This is a genomic window from Pseudarthrobacter sp. GA104, assembly GCF_009741265.1.
Classification (GTDB): Bacteria; Actinomycetota; Actinomycetes; order Actinomycetales; family Micrococcaceae; genus Arthrobacter.
In genome coordinates this window covers 952329-970471 of the sequence record NZ_WOWL01000001.1, presented here as the reverse complement: position 1 = coordinate 970471, position 18143 = coordinate 952329, and the positions used below count along the sequence as shown (strand labels likewise).

The window sequence follows — 18143 nt, the reverse complement described above, 5'->3', positions numbered from 1 at the left end:
GAACCGCCGTGTTTCGAAAAAATTACTAAGTAGGCTTCCCTTTTGATGCTAAGCATGCTTACGGTATGGGTGCAGCTAACGCGAAGCCTCAAGCAGTCGGGGCGGAGGCCGCGCCACGGGAACGCCGTGCCGGTGCATCCATTGGTTAGCTAAGCCCAGCGCAACGACACATCCAAGGAGACGTCATGCTCAACCGGGAAAACATTGAGAACCTGCTCACCAAGGGCGGCAACGTAATCGGCTCCGATGGCGAGAAGATCGGCTCCATCGGCCAGCTTTATGCGGACGACGACACCGGCGAGCCCACCTGGGTCACCGCCAAGACCGGCCTTTTTGGCACCTCCCAGTCCTTCGTGCCCGTCGAGGGTGCGCACAGCCAGGGCGACGACCTGGTGGTGCCCTACAGCAAGGAGCACGTCAAGGACGCCCCGCGGGTGGACGTGGACGGCCACCTCACCCCCGAGGAAGAGGACCGGCTCTACACATACTATGAGCGCGGCGCCCGGACCTACTCCGAGTCCCAAAACGATGTGGACCTGCAGGGCGACGCCGACCTGAACGCAGGCACTCCCACGGCAGGTATCGATTCGGACCGCCGCGCTGACCGCGGCACCGTGGGCCACGACACCTCAGGCCCCACCACGGATGACGCCATGACGCGCTCCGAGGAGCGGCTCCACGTCGGGACCGAGCGGGAAACCACGGGCCGGGCACGGCTGCGGAAATACGTCACCACGGAAAACGTCACCAAGACCGTTCCCGTGCAGCGTGAAGAAGTCCGGCTTGAACGCGAGCCCATCACAGATGACAACAGGGGTTCGGCCCTCAGCGGACCGGACATCAGCGAGGAAGAGCATGAGGTGGTCCTGCATGAGGAACGCCCCGTGGTGCAGAAGGAAGCCGTTCCCGTCGAGCGGGTCCGCCTCGACAAGGACGTTGTCCACGACGACGTGACGGTCAATGAGGAAGTCCGCAAGGAGCACATCGACGCTGACGGCGTCGACCGGGACGGGCGCCGCTAGCGAGGCAGTGCGGAGGCTGAAGCGCCGCTGAACGGACCGGCGCCGAGGCAACAGCACAGCGAACGACGCCGGGAGTCCCCCTTGGGGACTCCCGGCGTCGTTTCTGCATGCCGACCTGGTTAAAACGCTGGTGCAGCCCCCGCTCAGGGCGGCGACTGCACCAGCCAGTAGGACGAATATCGTCAGAACTTAGGTTCTTCTTTCATTCGCGGCTCCTGTTTCCCGGCTTACGGATTCCGGGTTATGTCCTGCTGGCCCGGTTCCTCGAGAACAGCCAGCCGGCAACAATCATCACTGCGCCCAGTGCCAGGTGGGTCCAGTTGTCCAGCATGTTCAGCGAGAGGAAGTTCGCCGCTGAATCCACTCCGACAATCAGGCCGTAGACGGCAAGGACCATGTACAGTGCGCCCGCTCCCAGGAGGAAGTTCCGTGCCCCATGTTCGGTGCGGGACATTGCCCAGCCGGTAGCGCCGATGGCCAGCTGCACGATGTTAAGCAGCATGGATACTTGGAACAGTCCAAGGAACATGGCGTGTGACGCCGGTCCGAGGAACAACAGTTCGCTGTATTGGGTGGTGACGCCGGGGATGAACCCCAGGATACCCACCAGCATCAAAACAATTCCCACTCCCATGCCCGCGTTTTGGACGTCTGCCCGGCCAAAGTGAACGCCGTGTGCATGTGGGGATGCGGTAGTCATTTTCTCCTCCAATCCACTCGTTGTGGACAGTTAAATCTTACGGCGGACGCCTCTGAAAAGCGCCGGTGCGGGCGCCCCTGAAGTTTCCTCATGATCAGGCGGTTGAGCCTGTCGTTCCCGGCCCGGGCGGGCTGGCCGTGACACCATGGGGCACGATGAAACTGCGTGCTGACCAGACCGGAGACCGTGGCCTTCCCATGCCCTTGTGGCTGCAGGGTGCCCTTGAAACGGCACAGGCAGCCGTCATTTCGGCACTGGTTGTGATCGCCCCGATCATCGCCGTCTGGGCAACCGCCGGTTTCCATGACAGTGCCTTCGATGTCCTGGCCCGACTGGCCGGGCAGTCCTGGCTGCTGGTCCACGGTGTGCCGCTGGGACTCACTGCCGCGGGTCCGAACGCCGCGGCCAACGGGAACTCCGGGGTCCTTTCGCTCATCCCGTTGGGCCTGACCCTGCTGCCGTTCCTGCTTGCCTGGCGGGCCGGCCGGCGCCTGGCCCGCGCCTCCTACACGGACCAGCTTTGGCAGGCCCTGCTCGGTTCATGGGTTGTCTACGCCGCCTTCGGCACAGCCACCGGCTTCGTCTGCCGCACGCCCGACGTCGGCATCAATCCCTGGCACGCCATGTTCATACCCCTTATTCCCTATGCGCTCGGCATGGTGGTCGGCGCGCGGCGCGAAGCCGGTTCCTGGAGCCGGCTGATCGGCGTCGACGCAGTGGACTGGATCTCCCGCACCAGCCAGCATTCGCGGTGGGCCGGCTCCTATCTCGGTTCCGCCGCGAAGGCGGGGTTCGTCGCAGCTGTTTCGGCGCTTGCCCTGGCGGCGGTGCTGCTGGCCGTTGACCTGTTTATTCACTGGAACCTGGTGGTCGCCGTCTATGAAGCGCTCGACGCCGGTGCAGTCGGCGGTGCCGCCCTGACCATCGCGCAGCTTGGGTTCCTGCCCAACCTCGCGGTCTTTGCCCTGGCCTGGACATCCGGGGCAGGCTTTGCCATGGGTGCCGGTTCCCAGGTGGGCCCGCTGGGGACTGCCGTCGGACCGCTGCCTTCCATCCCGGTGCTGGCCGCCATTCCCTCCGGGCCCCTGGACTACGCCTTCGTTGCCCTGATCGTCCCGGTCCTGGCCGGGGTCCTGGCCGGCTGGTGGTTCCTGCGGGAGGGTGAAAACCATTTTGACGAGTGGCTGGCCATCAAGATCCGTGCGCGCTGGTTCACGGCCAGCCTTTCCACCCTGGTGCTCGGGGTGCTGACCGGGGTGGCCGCCGGGCTGCTGGCTTTTGGGCTGGCCTGGCTGGCCCGCGGGTCAGCCGGAATTGGACGCCTGACGGACATCGGGCCGGACCCGTTCTGGACGGGAGTCTGGCTGGCCGCGGAGGTGGGTGCCGGCGTCGTCATCGGTTACGCCGCCGGACCGTGGCTGGAACGTGAGCACGCCGCAAAGGAACGGGAAGAGGAGCTGGTTTCCTAGGCTGCCGCCGCTCGTGGCCCGGCTAGGGAACCTGCCGGGGCAACGAATCCTGCAGCTGGATCCGGCATGCGGACTGGGCCTTGTCCGTGAGCGCACGGCCAACACACGCCTGGTATTCGCGGACTTCGTCGAAGAACACCGCCGTGACAAGGATCAGCAGCACCATGATTGCGGACACCACCAGGCCGGAGATGGTGCCCACCAGGACCAGTTTCGATTCCTTCAAGCGCGCCGCCCGCACCAGCAGGACGATTCCCAACGTGATGCTGGCGGCCGTCAGGACGCCCGTCAGCCACAGGTAAGTGACGTCCAGCTGGTAGACGAAGAAGGAGCCCAGCACCGAGACGACGAACATCCGGAACAGGGTGTGGGTCTTAGCGAGCGAGGCCTTGGCCGCCTCGCTGAGCCGCGGTTTGGCCCGCTGCTGCCCAGCCGGTCCCGGTGTGGTGTTCATGTTTTCCAGCCTACGCGAGCCTGCCCATAAGCTAGAGCCATGCGCATCGTAGTCCTCGTCTCCGGTACCGGGTCCAACCTCCAGGCCGTCATCGACGCAGTCAAGGCAGGGGATCTGGACGTGGAAATCGCTGCCGTGGGGGCCGACCGCCCGGGCACGTACGGGGTGGAACGGTCCGCCGCCGCCGGCATTCCCACGTTTGTGGTGGACTTCAAGGCGTACCCGGACCGGGCGCACTGGAACGCGGCGTTGACGGAGGCCGTGGCAGGGTTTGAGCCGGACGTGGTGGTCTCCTCGGGGTTCATGCGGATCGTCAGCCCGGAGTTCATCGAGGCTTTTAACGGCAGGTACCTCAACACGCACCCCGCGTTGCTCCCCGCCTTCCCGGGTGCCCATGGCGTGCGGGACGCGCTGGCCTACGGCGTGAAGGTCACCGGCTGCACGGTGCACTGGGCCGACGCCGGCGTGGACACCGGCCCCATCATTGCGCAGGAAGCCGTGGCCATCGAGGAATCGGACACGGAGGAGACCCTGCACGAACGCATCAAGGTGGTGGAACGCCGGCTCCTGGTGTCTACCCTGGCCGCCTTGGCCGCGGCCGCCCCTGACCCCTCCTCCCCACCCAACTAGGTAGCGCTAAGTGTCGTTATGAGGGCTCATAACGACACTTAGCGCTACCTAGTTGGGCATGGGCGGGCGGGCCTGTGGATAACCTCTGCGGCATCCCGCCCCGCCTGCCACGATGGGCGGATGAAGGTACCGAGTCAATTACCCGACCAGTTGGCGTCCCTCCCTTTTACTTTCCAGGAAGCGGTCGACGCCGGAATCAGCCGCCGACGCCTACGCCACCCTGGTTTGCTCTGGCCAAGCCGGGGAGTCCGGGTGCCGGACGGCGACGATGCATCACGCCTCGCCCCCCGCATCCGTCCCTATACTTTGGTCACTGAGTTTGCCGCCGCGTCGCACGCCTCGGCCTTTCTCCTTTGGGAATTTCCAGGCTTCCTCCCGGGCAGTGATGAGCCACTGCTGCACATCTCGCGACCTGACACCGTTGCCATCATGCGTCGGCCCGGTGTGAAGGGACACCGCGGGCAGTTCTTTGCGGACGAGATCGAAAATCTTGCCGGACTGCTGGTCACTTCCCGGGTGAGGACATGGTTGGATTGCGCCCGCAAGATGAGCATCGAGGAGCTGACCGTGGTTGCAGACCACTTGCTTCGCATTCCGCGGACCGGCTTCGAGGGCAGGTCCGAGCCCTATGCAACCCGGGAGGCCCTCGAGGACATGCTTGACCGGCACAAGGGAACACCGGGCATAAGGAAGGCGCGGGTTGCCCTTGAGCGTGCACGGGTGGGGTCTGACTCGGCCCCTGAGACCAGGCTGCGGCTGGCGCTCGAGGACGCAGGCCTGCCCGAGCCTCTGCTGAACCTGCCCACGGAACTGGGAGCCGGCGTCGTTCGCCAACCTGACCTGGGTTATCCGGAACAGAAGGTGGCGGTGGAATACGACGGCGACGGGCACTCCGAGGCCGGCCAAATCATCAGGGACATCACCCGCGAGGAGGACTTCGTCCGGGCAGGCTGGATTCTGGTGAGGATTTCGAAGCGGCACATGGAGAGGGATGCCCGGCCGGCGGTGGCCAAAATCCGTTCAGCGCTCCTGAGCCGGGGCTGGTACCCCAAGAATGAAAACTAGGTAGCGCCAAGTGTCGTTACGAGGGCTCAAAACGACACTTGGCGCTACCTAGTTGGGCGAGGCGGGGGCGTTATTCGAGGCGGCGCTGTTTGGTCTCGGGGGAGAAGAACGCCATCCAGAGCACGGCCAGCAGCACCAGCCCGCCGGCCAAAGCGAAGCTCGTGGCCAGGCCCAGTTCGGGCCAGAAGTAGTTGGCGAAGATCAACGGCCCGAACCCGGCGCCCAGCCGTGAAAATGTGGATGCCCAGCCGAAGCCGGTGCCGCGCAGTTCCGTGGGGTAGAGCTCGGAAACGTAGGCGTAGAGCACCGGAATGGCCACCTGAACCACGAACCCGAACACCAGCAGCCAGAACACGGCCGCCGTGGGGATGTCCACCACGATCGCCACGATCACCAGGGTCAGTGCGGACAGCGGACCGGTGATTGCCAGGATCCACTTGCGGCCAACCCGCTCCACCAGCAGGGCCGCCACGATCACGCCCAAAAGCCCCACCGCCGCCATGGACGCCGTGGTGACAAACGCCTTGTACTCGGCAAAGCCGGCGCCGATGAGGATCCGCGGCATCCACGTCAGGGACAGGTAGTACACCAGCAGGATGCTGAAGAACAGGGACCAGGCCGCGGCCGTGATCTTCCAGTTGTACTGCCACACGAGGCGCAGCTGGTGCCAGGCGCTGCCGGCCGACAACCGTGGCACCTCCTGGGCATCGGGCAGGCTGTAGGCGCGGGCCTCCGCTCCGGTCGCGGCCACCAGGCCGTCGATGACGTTGGCTGCTTCTTCCCGCCTGCCTTTACGGATCAGGAACAGCGGGGACTCCGGCACGCTGCGCCGGACCCAGAACACCAACAGGGCAGGCAGGACCATCACCAGCATGGTCAGCCGCCAGTCGCCGAAAGCGGCTACCAGCGCGGCGGAGACGAAGCCCGCCAGGGCTGCGCCCACCGGCCACCAGCCGTCCATGGCCGTTAGGACGCGCCCGCGTTGCTTGCGGGGAGTGAACTCACCCACCAGGGCATAGTCCACGGGGATGCAGCCGCCCAGGCCGAAACCGGCCATGAACCGGAACACGCAGAACCAGATGAAGTCGGGGGAGAACGCGCCAAGCACGGTAAAGAGCGAAAAGATCAGCAGCGTGGCCGTGAAGGCTTTCTTGCGCCCGATCGTGTCAGCGATGGTGCCCCACACGAACGCGCCCAGGGCCATGCCAATCAGGTTCGATGTGCCCACCCATGCCACTTCACCCGGGGTGAGGGCCCAGTGCGTTGAGAGCAACGGGATCAGGATGCCGTTCAGCGTCACGTCCCACGCATCGAACATGAAGCCGAGGCCGCCGATCAGAAAGATCCTGCCCTGGACTTTCCATCGCCAGGGCAGTTCCTGGACCACCTGTTCGCCGCTCGGCACAGTGGTGTAAGTATTCATCGCAGCCTCCTGGGAAAACTCTAGCCGGGCGCACCGGCGTTCACACTCAGCCCGACTCGCGGGGCAACCTCCGCTTCGGGATAAACTGGGCCCTATCCCCACCAACCGCGGCGTTGTTCCGCGAGATAAGACGGAGACATTTGTGAGCTTCACGCAGCATGAGCGCGTATCCATCGACCGTGTTCCCATCCGCCGGGCGCTGATCTCGGTTTACGACAAGACCGGTCTGGAGGAGCTCGCCCAGGGCCTGCACGCAGCGGGAGTCAAGCTTGTATCCACCGGGTCCACCGCCAAGAAGATCGCCGCGGCGGGCATTCCCGTCCAGGAGGTCGAGGAGGTCACCGGTTCCCCGGAGATGCTGGACGGCCGGGTCAAGACGCTGCATCCGCGCGTCCACGGCGGCATCCTGGCTGACCGCCGCGTGGCAGCCCACATGGACACGCTCACCCGGATGGAGATCGAGCCCTTCGACCTGGTGGTGGTGAACCTCTACCCGTTCGTGGAGACCGTGAAGTCCGGCGCGGCCCAGGACGACGTCGTCGAACAGATCGACATCGGCGGCCCCGCCATGGTGCGCTCTGCTGCGAAGAACCATGCCGCCGTCGCCATTGTGGTGGACCCGTCCTTCTACGGCCAGGTGGTCACAGCGGCCGCTGAAGGCGGCTTTGACCTGAAGACACGACGGCGGCTGGCCGCCAAGGCGTTCGCCCACACCGCGTCCTACGACAACGCCGTGGCCACCTGGACGGCGAGCCAGTTCCTGGACGAGGACGGCGACGGCGTCATCGACTGGCCCGCCTACGCCGGCCTTTCGCTGGAGCGCTCCGAGGTGCTGCGCTACGGCGAGAACCCGCACCAGCAGGCTGCCCTGTACGTGGACAAGGCCGCGCCCGTTGGCATCGCCCAGGCCGACCAGCTGCACGGCAAGGCCATGAGCTACAACAACTTCGTTGACGCCGACGCCGCCCTCCGCGCCGCCTACGATTTCAGCGAACCGGCCGTGGCCATCATCAAGCACGCCAACCCGTGCGGCGTGGCCGTCGGTTCCGCAGATGCCGCCGACCCCATCGCCGATGCCCATGCCAAGGCCCACGCCTGTGATCCGGTTTCCGCGTTCGGCGGCGTGATCGCGGCCAACCGCACCATCACCGCTGGAATGGCCAACACCGTCAAGGACATCTTCACCGAGGTCGTCATCGCTCCGGGCTTCGAACCCGAAGCTGTGGAAATTTTGTCCAGGAAGAAGAACATCCGGCTGCTTACCCTGCCGGAAGGCTACGGCCGCTACCCCACGGAGTTCCGCCAGGTCTCCGGCGGCATGCTGGTCCAAGTCAGCGACAAGGTGGATGCCGAGGGCGACAACCCGGCCAACTGGACCCTCGCCGCCGGTGACGCCGCCGATGAGAAAACCCTTGCGGACCTTGCGTTCGCCTGGACGGCCTGCCGCGCCGCCAAGTCCAACGCCATCCTGCTCGCCTCGAACGGCGCCGCCGTCGGTATCGGCATGGGCCAGGTCAACCGCCTGGACTCCTGCCGCCTGGCCGTAGAGCGGGCCAACACGCTGGGCGTGGAGGTGGAGTCCGGCAGTGCCGGTGGGAGCGACGCACCCGGGGGTGCCACCAACACCGGCGGTGCCGGCGCACCCCAGCGTGCCCGCGGCGCCGTTGCAGCTTCCGACGCGTTCTTCCCGTTCGCTGATGGCCTGCAGATCCTGATCGACGCCGGCGTCCGCGCCGTGGTCCAGCCCGGCGGTTCCGTCCGGGACGAGGAAGTCATCGCGGCGGCCAACGCCGCAGGGATCACCATGTACTTCACCGGGGCCCGGCACTTCTTCCACTGATCCCCAATCGAGTGCTCCGTAGGTGTCGTTTTGCCGGGTGAATACGACACCTACGGAGCAGTCGATGAGTTAACGACGACGGCACCCGCCCCGCGAAGGGGACGGGCGCCGTCGTTAGCTCCTTGCTTTGTCAGTCAGAAGGCCCGGACTCCGGTTTACCGGTGTCCGCGTCCCCCTGCTTGAGACGCGGACCCTCTCCCGGAAGCCGCAGCTCCCGGGGATTGGCTTCCGCCATCCGTTCCTCTGTCCAGTACTCGAGGACCTCCTCGTGAGTCTGGTTCAGCTCGACGTGGCTGACGGAATCGCGGCCGGGAATGTCCTTAGGATGCTGATGCACTGACGTAGGTGGCCTGGATGACGGAGCCCCAGTACGGGCCGTACATGACGGCGGAGCGGTTGTAGCCGTAGCTGTTGATGGAGTTCTGTATGCCATCGGAGCTAGTGCCGATGAACCAGGGCCCGCCGGAGGAACCGCCGGTCATGTCGCAGCGGATTCCCTGGGTTTCAAACTGGGGGTTGATGGTATCTCGTGTTGCCGTGCCGGTGCAGCTCTTGAGGGTCTCGCCGTTGAAGGGGGCTGCCGCCGGGTAGCCGAAGGACTTATAAGTGAGGCCGTACGCCTGGTTGAAGGCAACGCCGGACCCGCCCACCACGGCAGTAAGGGTCTTGCCGTTCAAGGGGCTCATGACGGCGAAGCCCGTGTCGTAGGCCATGTTCCCGTCCCGGCTCCACGCAGTGGGGGAGTAGAGGGCCTTGGCAGTCCATTTGCCGTAGGGTGCCGCGCCGTTCTCATACGCAGGAACAAAGATGAAGTTGGTGGCGTTCGCGCCCGGCCCCTCATTCACGCAGTGGCCGGCGGTGGCCACGGTGCTGTTGTTCCCCGACGAAACGGCATTGCCCGAGCAGACGTAGTTGGAGCCGCCCATGCTGAAGAAGACCTTGCCGATGTGTTTTACCGGCGCCTCACTCTGGGCGATGGTGGGTTTGCCCTTGGTGGCCTTGACCGTGGTGTCCTTGCCCTTCTCCACAACGTCGGTGCTTGACCGGTTGCCCCGTTCCAGGGCCTTGCCGGCCAGGACATCTCCGGGGACCGCGCTGCGCATCCGGTCAGCCGTCCAGTAATCTGCCACGCCGCTGGTATCAAGGATCGCACTGGTCACGGAGGGATTCTTGTTATCCTCGGTTGCGGTCGGTGCAGCGGTGGCCCCGCCAGCAGAGGTAAGTGCCAGAACGGCGGCAGCAGAGAGGCTCAGGAGGCCGGAAGCAAGGGACCTGGTGCGTGTCATTGTTGTCCTGTCTGAACGTGGAAAGGCCCCGAAGGCCCCAGAGTGACCCTGCGAATTTATCGCTACATGACAAGTTTGTAAATAGTAGTGACGTATCACGTATGGCCGCCGCCCGCAGCGGCGGACAGGTGCGGCATGAAATGCGCGACGGCGGCCGGTCCCTTGGTGCGTCCCGGCGTCGTAGGTTCTCCATCGCTGTAATCCTGCTCACCGTGAGGGTAACGCAGGGGCTCCGGTAGGGTTGAAATTCGCGCGCTCGGGTAAGTTGTACATGGTGAAATAGACCGAATTTTTCACAACCAAGCCGACCCACAGGGAGACGCCCGCGCATGTCCAAGATTATCTACACCCACACCGACGAAGCGCCGATGCTGGCTACCTATTCGTTCCTGCCCATCATCGAGGCGTTCGCCTCGACAGCAGGTGTGGAGGTGGAGACCCGCGACATTTCGCTCGCCGGCCGCATCATCGCCGTCTTCGGTGACTACCTGACCCCCGAGCAGCAGATCGGTGACGCCCTTGCTGAACTCGGCGAGCTGGCGAAGACGCCGGAAGCCAACATCATCAAGCTGCCCAACATCAGCGCCTCCATCCCGCAGCTGAAGGCAGCCATCGCCGAACTGCAGGGCCAGGGCTACGCCCTTCCGGACTACCCGGACAACCCGTCCTCGGACGAGGAAACGGCCATCCGCTCGCGCTACGACAAGATCAAGGGCTCCGCCGTGAACCCGGTCCTGCGCGAAGGCAACTCGGACCGCCGCGCACCGCTGTCCGTCAAGAACTACGCCCGCCAGAACCCGCACTCCATGGGCGCCTGGACCCCGGATTCCAAGACCAATGTGGCCACCATGGGCCAGGACGACTTCCGCTCCAACGAGAAGTCGGTTGTCATCGGGTCCGAGGGCACCATCGCCATCCAGCTCGTGCGGGAAGACGGCTCCGTGAAGGTCCTGAAGAAGGCATTCCCGGTCCTGGCCGGAGAGGTCATCGACGGCACCGTGATGCGCGCCGCCGCCCTGGACGAATTCCTGAAGGCACAGGTTGCCCGCGCCAAGGAAGAGGGCGTGCTGTTCTCCGCCCACCTCAAGGCCACCATGATGAAGGTTTCGGACCCCATCATCTTCGGCCACGTGGTCAAGGCCTACTTCTCCGAACTCTTCGAGACCTACGGCAAGCAGCTCTCCGCCGCCGGCATCAGCCCCAACAACGGCCTGGCCGCCATCCTGAGCAGCCTCGAGGACCTGCCAGAGGACGTCCGCGAAGGCGTGCAGGCCCTCATCAAGAAGGGCCTCGAAGAGGGCCCCGCCCTGGCCATGGTGGACTCGGACAAGGGAATCACCACCCTGAACGTCCCCAGCGACGTCATCGTGGACGCCTCCATGCCCGCCATGATCCGCAGCTCCGGCCACATGTGGGGCCCGGACGGCAAGGAAGCCGACACCCTGGCCGTCCTGCCGGACAGCTCCTACGCCGGCATCTACCAGGTGGTCATCGATGACTGCCGCGCCAACGGCGCCTACGACCCCACCACCATGGGCACCGTCCCGAACGTGGGCCTCATGGCACAGGCCGCCGAGGAATACGGCAGCCACGACAAGACCTTCGAAATCCAGGAAGCCGGCATCGTCCAGATCGTTGACGGTTCCGGAAACGTCCTGATTGAGCACCAGGTTTCCGAAGGCGACATCTGGCGCGCCTGCCAGACGAAGGACCTGCCCATCCGCGACTGGGTCAAGCTGGCCGTCACCCGCGCCCGCGCCTCCCAGACCCCCGCCGTGTTCTGGCTGGACGAAGAGCGTGCCCACGACGCCAACCTCATCGCCAAGGTCAACGAGTACCTGAAGGAGCACGACACCGAGGGCCTGGACATCCAGATCATGTCCCCGGTCAAGGCCATCGCCTTCACCCTGGAGCGCATCCGCAAGGGCGAGGACACCATCTCAGTGTCCGGCAACGTCCTGCGCGACTACCTCACGGACCTGTTCCCCATCCTGGAGCTGGGCACCAGCGCCAAGATGCTCTCCGTTGTTCCGCTGATGAACGGCGGCGGGCTCTTCGAAACCGGCGCCGGCGGCTCCGCCCCGAAGCACGTCCAGCAGCTGCTCAAGGAAAACCACCTCCGGTGGGACAGCCTGGGTGAGTTCCTGGCCCTGGCCGTCAGCTTCGAGCACCTGGCCACCACCACGGACAACAAGCGCGCCCAGGTCCTGGCCGACACACTGGACCGCGCCACCGGAACCTTCCTGCTGGAGAACAAGTCGCCCAGCCGCCGTGCCGGCGAGCTGGACAACCGCGGCAGCCACTACTTCCTGGCCCGCTACTGGGCCGAGGAACTGGCCAAGCAGACGGACGACGCCGACCTGGCCGCCTCCTTCATTTCCATCGCCGGAGAGCTTTCCTCGAAGGAGGAAACAATTGTTGGCGAACTGGCCGAGGTCCAGGGCTCGCCGGTGGACATCGGCGGCTACTACCACCCGGACGAGGCCAAGGTTTCGGCCGTGATGCGTCCGTCCGCCACGCTCAACAAGGTTCTCGCCACGCTGAGCTAGCCCACCTGGAACCAGCACTGCGAAAGGGGCGGCGCCCCGGAGTTGAAATGTTCAACTTCCGGGACGCCGCCCCTTTTGCGTCGCTTGGTCAGGAGCGGGACGCCGCCCCCTTCGCCGCTACCGGCCCGCCGTCGTCCATCACTCCAATGTCCGCCGGCCTTTCCCTGCCTGCCTGAAGCGTCACCCCGATGCCTGCCGCGACGACCAGCCCGATGCCCAGGAAGGCGGCCGGCCCGGGCAGCTGGCCCAGGACCAGGAATCCAATCACCACGGCGATGGCCGGCTCCAGGCTCATCAGTGTTCCGAATGCGGAGGCCTTCAGGCGGCGCAGGGCGAGCAGTTCGAGGCTGAAGGGGATCACCGGCATCAGCAGGGCCAGGCCTGCTCCCACCAGGAGCAGCGGCCAGTCAAGATGCGCCAGTGGAGCCGGCCCGACAAGCAGCGTGGTTGCCACTGCGGCCACCGGCATGGAAACTGCCAGTGCCTGGAGGCCGTTGACTTCATCACCGGCCCGCTGGGTCAGGAGGATATAGCCTGCCCAGCATGCGGCGGCGCCCAAGGCAAAGAGGACACCGGCGGGGTCTGTCCCGCCGTGCCACGGTTCGGTCAGGGCGGCCACGCCGGCAGCGGCAACAAGCGCCCACCAGCGTCCCGCCTTGCGTCCGCGGAGGACTGCGACGGAGAGGGGACCCAGGAACTCCAGGGCGGTGGCGGTGCCGAGCGGAATCCGGACGGCGGCGGCCATGTACATCAGCGTCATGCCCGCCGTCACCAGGCCGAGCAGGATGCACGTGACCAGGCCCCGCCGGCTGAACCGGGAGCGCCACGGTCGGGTGAAGGCCACCAGGATCAGAGCGGCCCAGATGAGGCGCAGCCACGCCACGCCGTCGGAGCCGAGGCGGTCGGACAGGCCTACTGAAGCGGCCAGGCCCAGCTGGACGCAGCACATGGCGGCGCCGGCCATTGCTGTTCCGGAGCGCACACCGTTGAAGTGTTGTTGTGAAAATGGCATGGAGCCAGTAGACCGTACGTAAAACGTCTACGTCCACGTGATAATTCTTCACATATTGTCCGTAAAATATGGACAATAACTGTATGGAGACGCGTCGCTTGGAAGTCCTGCTTGAACTGGCCCGGCAGGGCTCCATGCGGAACGTGGCAGACTCACTGGGCACGACGACGTCGACCGTCTCCCAGCAGATCGCGGCGCTGGCGCGGGAAACCGGCACCGCGCTGCTCGAACCCGCCGGCCGGCGCGTGCGCCTCACCCCTGCCGGGCGGCGGCTCGCCGATCACGCGGTGACCATCCTGGCGGCGGTGGAGGCGGCCACTGCCGAGCTCGACCCGGGTGCCGAGCCAGCCGGAACAGTCCGGGTTGCCGGCTTCGTCACGGCTGTCCGTAAGATCCTGATGCCCATCGTCGGGGAGCTCGCCGTCACCCACCCTGGCGTCAAACTCGAAGTCCGGGAGCACGAGCCTGCCGAAGCCCTGGCACTGCTTGCTGCCGATTCAGTGGATCTGGCTTTGACGTACGACTACAACCTTGCCCCGGACAGCACCGGCGCCGCCTTCGATTCCATCCACTTGTGGAGCACACCCTGGAGCCTCGGCGTCCCCGAGGCAGCGGCACCCGTTGCCGGCACCGCTCCGGAGGTCCTAGCGGCCTTCCGGGACCGCGACTGGATCGGCAACTCACGGAACAGGGCGGACGAGGAAGTCCTCCGGCTGCTCGCATCGATGGGGGACTTTGAGCCGCGGGTGAGGCATCAGGCCGACAGCCTCGAGCTGGTTGAGGACCTCATCCTGGCCGGGATGGGCGTGGGGCTGCTGCCTGCCGACCGGGAACCGCGGGCCGGCGTCGCCCTTGTTCCGCTGAGTTCCCCGGATGTCCGCGTGCGCGCCTACGCCCGTACCCGGCGCGGCAACAGTACCTGGGCCGCGCTCGCCGCGGTCCTGAACCAGATCACCGGTAAGGCCGCGGCGCTGCCGGGTGCCGCTGCCGCCCACGGAGCGGCTTGAGCCGTTGTCCTGGGGCAGCGCCAGGTACCCTCCGCGTCAGCCGTTTCCCTTTCCCTTGCCCTCGTTGTCCTTCTTGCCGGTGCTGGTTTCGGGTACAGGAGCCGGTGCAGGAGTTTCGACGGCGGGCGCTCGGGTCTCGGCGGCCTGTGTTTCCTTGGCGGCCTGCTCCTCTGCCGCTGCCTTGTCTGCTGCAGCCGCCGCAACGGCATCATTAAGGTCTGCCCGGACGGCCGCGGCGATCGTGGTGATGCTCCGGCGCCGTTCTTCCGAAATCCGGCCCCCGGTCTGTGCCGCTTCCAACTCAGCCTCGAGCCCCTCGAGTGCCTTCAGTGCGGCGGCGGGGTTGTCCTGCGACGAAGCCTGCGTCACTTCAAGCACGCGGGCCTGCAGTTGCCGTGCGGCTGAACGCTGAAGCCCCGTATCCGCTGTGCCGCAGCCGCTCAGCAGTCCGGCAGCCAGCAGGACCGCGGAAAATCCCAGCACAGACTGGCGTCCGCGGTCCGAAGGAAACGTCACGGCTCCACGCTCTTCTGGAGTTGCTCCAGATGCTCGCCGAGGACCCCGGTCACCGTGGGATAGGGCACGACGTCGGGTGTGGACTGAGTGGACAAGGTCAAGATCACTGCCGCTATAGCGGCCACAATCACCACAAGGCCAAGGATGGCTGCCAGCCAGAACCGCTTGGTCCTGGGCTTTATGCCTTTCGCGCGGTCCCGGTTCAGGGCGTCCGTCGTCCCGGCCGGTTCCCGGTCCCCGGCAGCACCGGGCCCTGCGGCCTCCAGAATCTCCTCCACCGATTCCTCGGCGGTAATGGAGGGAGGGCGGAATGGCATGGCAGGCAGTACCCGCGTGGTTTCGGGCGCAATTTCCCCGGGCGTTGACGCGGGCGAAACCAAGGCCTGCCGCAGGGCAGTTTCGATGTCCGCGGCATGCGGCCGTTCAAGCGGTTCTATGGCGGTCATGGACCGGATGAGGTCAGCCCATTCTGATGGCAGGTCCTCGGGAATTTCCGGTGCACGGTGAAGCCTCGCCACGGCCGATTCCACCGCGCTGCCAGGATACTCCACGGTTCCCTTGATGCATTCGAGCAGCACCAGGCCCAGCGAATAGATGTCCGTCGACGGCGCAAGGGGCTGGCCCAGTGCCTGCTCGGGACTGAGGTAGGCAGCGGTGCCCACCATGGTTCCCGTGGCGGTCAGCCGGGTTGAATCAACAATCCGTGCGATGCCGAAGTCGGTCAGCTTTGGCCGCAGGGGTTCGCCGGGACGTATCTGAACCAGCAGGATGTTGCCGGGCTTGATGTCCCGATGGATGATGCCGAGTCCGTGGACGTAGGCCAGTGCGTCGGCGATCCCCGCGCCGATGACGGCCAACTCATCAAGGGGAACCGTGCTGTGCCGGATCCGGCTTCTGAGGTCCTGGCCTTCCACGAGTTCCATGGTCAGGAACGGGCGCGGTTCGTCCGGTATCCGGGTATCGATCCCGGCGTCGAAAAGTGTCACCAGTCCCGGGTGGTTCAGTGTGGCAAGAAGCCGGATTTCTGCTTCCTGGCGTTTCAGTTCGTCGGCGTCGGGGGCCTGCGGTGCGAAGAGCTTGAGTGCTACGTCCCGGCCCAGATTTTCGTCCCGGGCACAGTAAACCGATGACATACCGCCGCGGCCAATAACCTCACCCAACCGATAACGTCCGCCAACCACTTCATTCTTGATGGAGCTAGGCGATTCCGCCACCATGTCCCGTTCCTCCCGGTGCGCTGCGGCACTCTCGTACGTCAAATTATACGGGCGCGCTGGTTCAGCCGGGGATAATGCCGTGCTTCACGGCAGGGCACACCGACGGCCCGGCAGCGAAAGACGAGCCTTTCGCTGCCGGACCATCGGTCACAAGGACATGTGTGCTGAAGACATGTTGTGTAAGGTCTTGCGTTCTTTCCTGTCTCACCTCCTTTCCCTCAGCCTGCTCGCTGCTGCCGCTTCAGGCGCGTGGCGCAGGCACCATCAGAGCGTTCAGGTCAGGACACTTTCCGCTTACGGAACATCAGGAGTCCTGCCACGAGGAGCAGCAGGGCGAGGGGGACCAGTGAGGTGTCCACGCCCGTCTTGGCCAGGGCGGTGGCGCTGCCCTGGGCCGGGACGCTGCGGAGACCGGTGCTGCCCGCTGCGGTGTCGACGGCGATGACGCCGCCAACTGCCGTGGAGCCGGCAGCAGGGGCTGCCGGGAAACCATCGGTGTTGGAGGTGCCGGCACCGGTTCCGTTGTCCGTACCCGTACCCGTGCCCGTGCCCGTACCCGTGCCCGTGTCAGTGGAGGGGGTGCTGGTGCCGGGGTCTATGGTGCCGGCGCCTCCGGTGTTGCCGTCGGTCCCGGGATCTACGGTGCCCGGGTTGTCAGTTCCGGGGGTGCTGCCACCGCCCAGTCCAAGGTCGATGCCGAGGCCGATGACGGCATCAGCTCCGCCGGTGGTGCCGTTGGTGCCGGTGCCAAGGCCGACGACGGCATCCACTACGGTGTCGAGGCCACCGCTGGTGCCTTCAGTGCTGTTGCCGCCAAGGCCGAGGTCTACGGCTGCGTCAATGGCGGCGGCGAGCCCGCCGGTGGTGCCGGTGTTGCCGGTGCCGAGGTCGACGAGGGCATCCGCAGCGACGGCCAGATCGGCTGCGGCCGTATCCGTGCCGGTGGTGCCGAGGCCGAGGCTGACGGCGGCTGCCGCGGTGAGGTCCGCGGTGCCGTTGCCCGTTTCGGTGACTGTTCCGAGGCCCAGGGCTGCGTCGGCGACGAGGGCCACATCCGCGGTGGTTGAGCCGGCGGGTGCGGTGTTTCCGAGGCCGAGGGCCGCGTCTGCGGCCACAACCGCGTCGGCTGTGGTTGTGCCGGTGCCGTTGGTGCCGGTGCCGAGGTTGACAGCTGCTGCTGCGGTGAGGTCCGCGGTGCCGTTGCCGGTTTCGGTGTCTGTTCCGAGGCCGAGGGCTGCGTCGGCGGCGAGGGCCACGTCTGCGGTGGTTGAGCCGGCCGTTGCGGTGTTTCCGAGTCCCAGGCTTGCTTCTGCGGCGAGGGCCGCGTCGGCAGTGGTTGTGCCGGTGCCGAGGACGACGACGGCATCCGCAGCGACGGCCAGATCGGTTGCGGCCGTATCCGTGCCGGTGGTGCCGGTGCCGAGGTTAACGGCGGCTGCCGCGGTGAGGTCTGCGGTGCCGTTGCCGGTTTCGGTGACTGTTCCGAGGCCGAGGGCTGCGTCGGCGGCGAGGGCCACGTCCGCGGTGGTTGAGTCGGCCGTTGCGGTGTTTCCGAGTCCCAGGCTTGCGTCCGCGGCGACAACCACATCGGTGGTGGTTGTGCCGGTGCCGTTGGTGCCGGTGCCAAGGTCGACGGCGGCTGCCGCAGTGAGATCGGTTGTGGTGCCGTTGTCGGTTCCGGTGACCGTTCCAAGGTTGACTGCCGCGTCCACGACCGCGGCGACGGCCGTTGAATCGGACGGCGTTGGGCCACCCAGCAGGTCCAACGACGCCGAATCAGCGGCCGCCGCCGAGATAAGGGCGGATGCGGAGAGATCCGATCCGCTGGTGGTGTCCGCGGCGTTCGCCGCGGTGCAGCCGAGGGCTAATAGCCCGCCGGCGAAGAGGGTGCCAAGCAGCCCCCTGCGAAGGTTCGCACTCATGATGATGTCTCCTGAAAGAAGTTGAGGTGTC

The 18143-nt window shown here is 65.9% G+C and carries 16 protein-coding genes; 7 read left to right on the top strand and 9 right to left on the bottom strand.

Going from position 1 to position 18143, the window contains the following annotated elements:
- Positions 1-185 precede the first annotated feature (185 nt).
- Positions 186-1022 (top strand): DUF2382 domain-containing protein, encoded by an 837-nt coding sequence (locus GK109_RS04300; protein ID WP_157238788.1) that lies wholly within the window; start codon positions 186-188, stop codon positions 1020-1022.
- A 241-nt stretch (positions 1023-1263) separates the two neighbouring features.
- On the opposite strand, the gene GK109_RS04295 is transcribed toward GK109_RS04300, so the two are convergent.
- A complete protein-coding gene (locus GK109_RS04295; RefSeq protein WP_157238787.1) occupies positions 1264-1722 on the bottom strand; it encodes a DUF4383 domain-containing protein in 459 nt (152 codons plus the stop codon).
- A 155-nt stretch (positions 1723-1877) separates the two neighbouring features.
- On the opposite strand from GK109_RS04295, the gene GK109_RS04290 reads away from it, so the two are divergent.
- Positions 1878-3191 carry a DUF6350 family protein gene (locus GK109_RS04290; RefSeq protein ID WP_157238786.1) on the top strand — a complete coding sequence of 438 codons (1314 nt, stop codon included), beginning with the start codon at positions 1878-1880 and terminating at the stop codon, positions 3189-3191.
- A 22-nt stretch (positions 3192-3213) separates the two neighbouring features.
- On the opposite strand, the gene GK109_RS04285 is transcribed toward GK109_RS04290, so the two are convergent.
- Positions 3214-3645, bottom strand: a complete 432-nt coding sequence (locus tag GK109_RS04285) for a hypothetical protein (protein ID WP_157238785.1) — start codon at positions 3643-3645, stop codon at positions 3214-3216.
- 39 nt (positions 3646-3684) lie between these two features.
- Here GK109_RS04285 and purN point away from each other — a divergent pair, with 39 nt between their 5' ends.
- Both purN and GK109_RS04275 read left to right on the top strand, forming a co-directional pair.
- On the top strand, positions 3685-4275 hold the full coding sequence (gene purN, locus GK109_RS04280; protein ID WP_157238784.1) for a phosphoribosylglycinamide formyltransferase: 591 nt from the start codon (positions 3685-3687) through the stop codon (positions 4273-4275).
- Between the two features lie 429 nt (positions 4276-4704).
- Positions 4705-5340, top strand: coding sequence for an endonuclease domain-containing protein (locus GK109_RS04275; protein WP_231754795.1), 636 nt, complete (start codon positions 4705-4707; stop codon positions 5338-5340).
- 70 nt (positions 5341-5410) lie between these two features.
- Here the strand turns inward: GK109_RS04275 and GK109_RS04270 are convergent, their stop codons facing one another.
- On the bottom strand, positions 5411-6763 hold the full coding sequence (locus GK109_RS04270; RefSeq protein WP_157238782.1) for an MFS transporter: 1353 nt from the start codon (positions 6761-6763) through the stop codon (positions 5411-5413).
- Positions 6764-6905: 142 nt separating this feature from the next.
- On the opposite strand from GK109_RS04270, the gene purH reads away from it, so the two are divergent.
- The gene (gene purH, locus GK109_RS04265; RefSeq protein ID WP_370460394.1) at positions 6906-8603 is read left to right on the top strand and encodes a bifunctional phosphoribosylaminoimidazolecarboxamide formyltransferase/IMP cyclohydrolase; all 1698 of its coding nucleotides are present in this window, start codon (positions 6906-6908) and stop codon (positions 8601-8603) included.
- Positions 8604-8733: 130 nt separating this feature from the next.
- Here purH and GK109_RS04260 read toward each other — a convergent pair whose 3' ends face one another.
- Together GK109_RS04260 and GK109_RS04255 are read right to left on the bottom strand one after the other, a co-directional pair.
- Complete coding sequence (locus GK109_RS04260; RefSeq protein ID WP_157238780.1) at positions 8734-8940, bottom strand: hypothetical protein; 207 nt, start codon at positions 8938-8940, stop codon at positions 8734-8736.
- A complete protein-coding gene (locus GK109_RS04255) occupies positions 8924-9889 on the bottom strand; it encodes a serine protease (protein WP_157238779.1) in 966 nt (321 codons plus the stop codon). Before GK109_RS04255 ends, GK109_RS04260 begins: the two co-directional genes overlap by 17 nt.
- Positions 9890-10218: 329 nt before the next feature.
- Here GK109_RS04255 and GK109_RS04250 point away from each other — a divergent pair, with 329 nt between their 5' ends.
- Positions 10219-12438 carry an NADP-dependent isocitrate dehydrogenase gene (locus GK109_RS04250; RefSeq protein WP_157238778.1) on the top strand — a complete coding sequence of 740 codons (2220 nt, stop codon included), beginning with the start codon at positions 10219-10221 and terminating at the stop codon, positions 12436-12438.
- Between the two features lie 88 nt (positions 12439-12526).
- Here GK109_RS04250 and GK109_RS04245 read toward each other — a convergent pair whose 3' ends face one another.
- A complete protein-coding gene (locus GK109_RS04245) occupies positions 12527-13450 on the bottom strand; it encodes a DMT family transporter (protein WP_231754794.1) in 924 nt (307 codons plus the stop codon).
- Positions 13451-13533: 83 nt separating this feature from the next.
- On the opposite strand from GK109_RS04245, the gene GK109_RS04240 reads away from it, so the two are divergent.
- Positions 13534-14457 (top strand): LysR family transcriptional regulator, encoded by a 924-nt coding sequence (locus GK109_RS04240; protein WP_157238777.1) that lies wholly within the window; start codon positions 13534-13536, stop codon positions 14455-14457.
- 36 nt (positions 14458-14493) lie between these two features.
- Here the strand turns inward: GK109_RS04240 and GK109_RS04235 are convergent, their stop codons facing one another.
- The 3 genes from GK109_RS04235 to GK109_RS04225 form a co-directional block, all read right to left on the bottom strand.
- The gene (locus GK109_RS04235; RefSeq protein WP_370460393.1) at positions 14494-14973 is read right to left on the bottom strand and encodes a hypothetical protein; all 480 of its coding nucleotides are present in this window, start codon (positions 14971-14973) and stop codon (positions 14494-14496) included.
- Positions 14970-16190, bottom strand: a complete 1221-nt coding sequence (locus tag GK109_RS04230; RefSeq protein WP_157238776.1) for a serine/threonine-protein kinase — start codon at positions 16188-16190, stop codon at positions 14970-14972. Before GK109_RS04230 ends, GK109_RS04235 begins: the two co-directional genes overlap by 4 nt.
- A gap of 278 nt (positions 16191-16468) precedes the next feature.
- The gene (locus GK109_RS04225) at positions 16469-18112 is read right to left on the bottom strand and encodes a hypothetical protein (protein ID WP_157238775.1); all 1644 of its coding nucleotides are present in this window, start codon (positions 18110-18112) and stop codon (positions 16469-16471) included.
- Between the last annotated feature and the right edge of the window lie 31 nt (positions 18113-18143).

What these genes read in the sequence shown, in the direction of transcription:
- GK109_RS04300 (WP_157238788.1), top strand. Translation starts at nt 186, where the DNA reads ATGCTCAACCGGGAAAACATTGAGAACCTGCTCACCAAGGGCGGCAAC.
- GK109_RS04295 (WP_157238787.1), bottom strand. Translation starts at nt 1,722, where the DNA reads ATGACTACCGCATCCCCACATGCACACGGCGTTCACTTTGGCCGGGCA.
- GK109_RS04290 (WP_157238786.1), top strand. Translation starts at nt 1,878, where the DNA reads ATGAAACTGCGTGCTGACCAGACCGGAGACCGTGGCCTTCCCATGCCC.
- GK109_RS04285 (WP_157238785.1), bottom strand. Translation starts at nt 3,645, where the DNA reads ATGAACACCACACCGGGACCGGCTGGGCAGCAGCGGGCCAAACCGCGG.
- purN (WP_157238784.1), top strand. Translation starts at nt 3,685, where the DNA reads ATGCGCATCGTAGTCCTCGTCTCCGGTACCGGGTCCAACCTCCAGGCC.
- GK109_RS04275 (WP_231754795.1), top strand. Translation starts at nt 4,705, where the DNA reads ATGCGTCGGCCCGGTGTGAAGGGACACCGCGGGCAGTTCTTTGCGGAC.
- GK109_RS04270 (WP_157238782.1), bottom strand. Translation starts at nt 6,763, where the DNA reads ATGAATACTTACACCACTGTGCCGAGCGGCGAACAGGTGGTCCAGGAA.
- GK109_RS04255 (WP_157238779.1), bottom strand. Translation starts at nt 9,889, where the DNA reads ATGACACGCACCAGGTCCCTTGCTTCCGGCCTCCTGAGCCTCTCTGCT.
- GK109_RS04250 (WP_157238778.1), top strand. Translation starts at nt 10,219, where the DNA reads ATGTCCAAGATTATCTACACCCACACCGACGAAGCGCCGATGCTGGCT.
- GK109_RS04245 (WP_231754794.1), bottom strand. Translation starts at nt 13,450, where the DNA reads ATGCCATTTTCACAACAACACTTCAACGGTGTGCGCTCCGGAACAGCA.
- GK109_RS04240 (WP_157238777.1), top strand. Translation starts at nt 13,534, where the DNA reads ATGGAGACGCGTCGCTTGGAAGTCCTGCTTGAACTGGCCCGGCAGGGC.
- GK109_RS04230 (WP_157238776.1), bottom strand. Translation starts at nt 16,190, where the DNA reads ATGGTGGCGGAATCGCCTAGCTCCATCAAGAATGAAGTGGTTGGCGGA.
- GK109_RS04225 (WP_157238775.1), bottom strand. Translation starts at nt 18,112, where the DNA reads ATGAGTGCGAACCTTCGCAGGGGGCTGCTTGGCACCCTCTTCGCCGGC.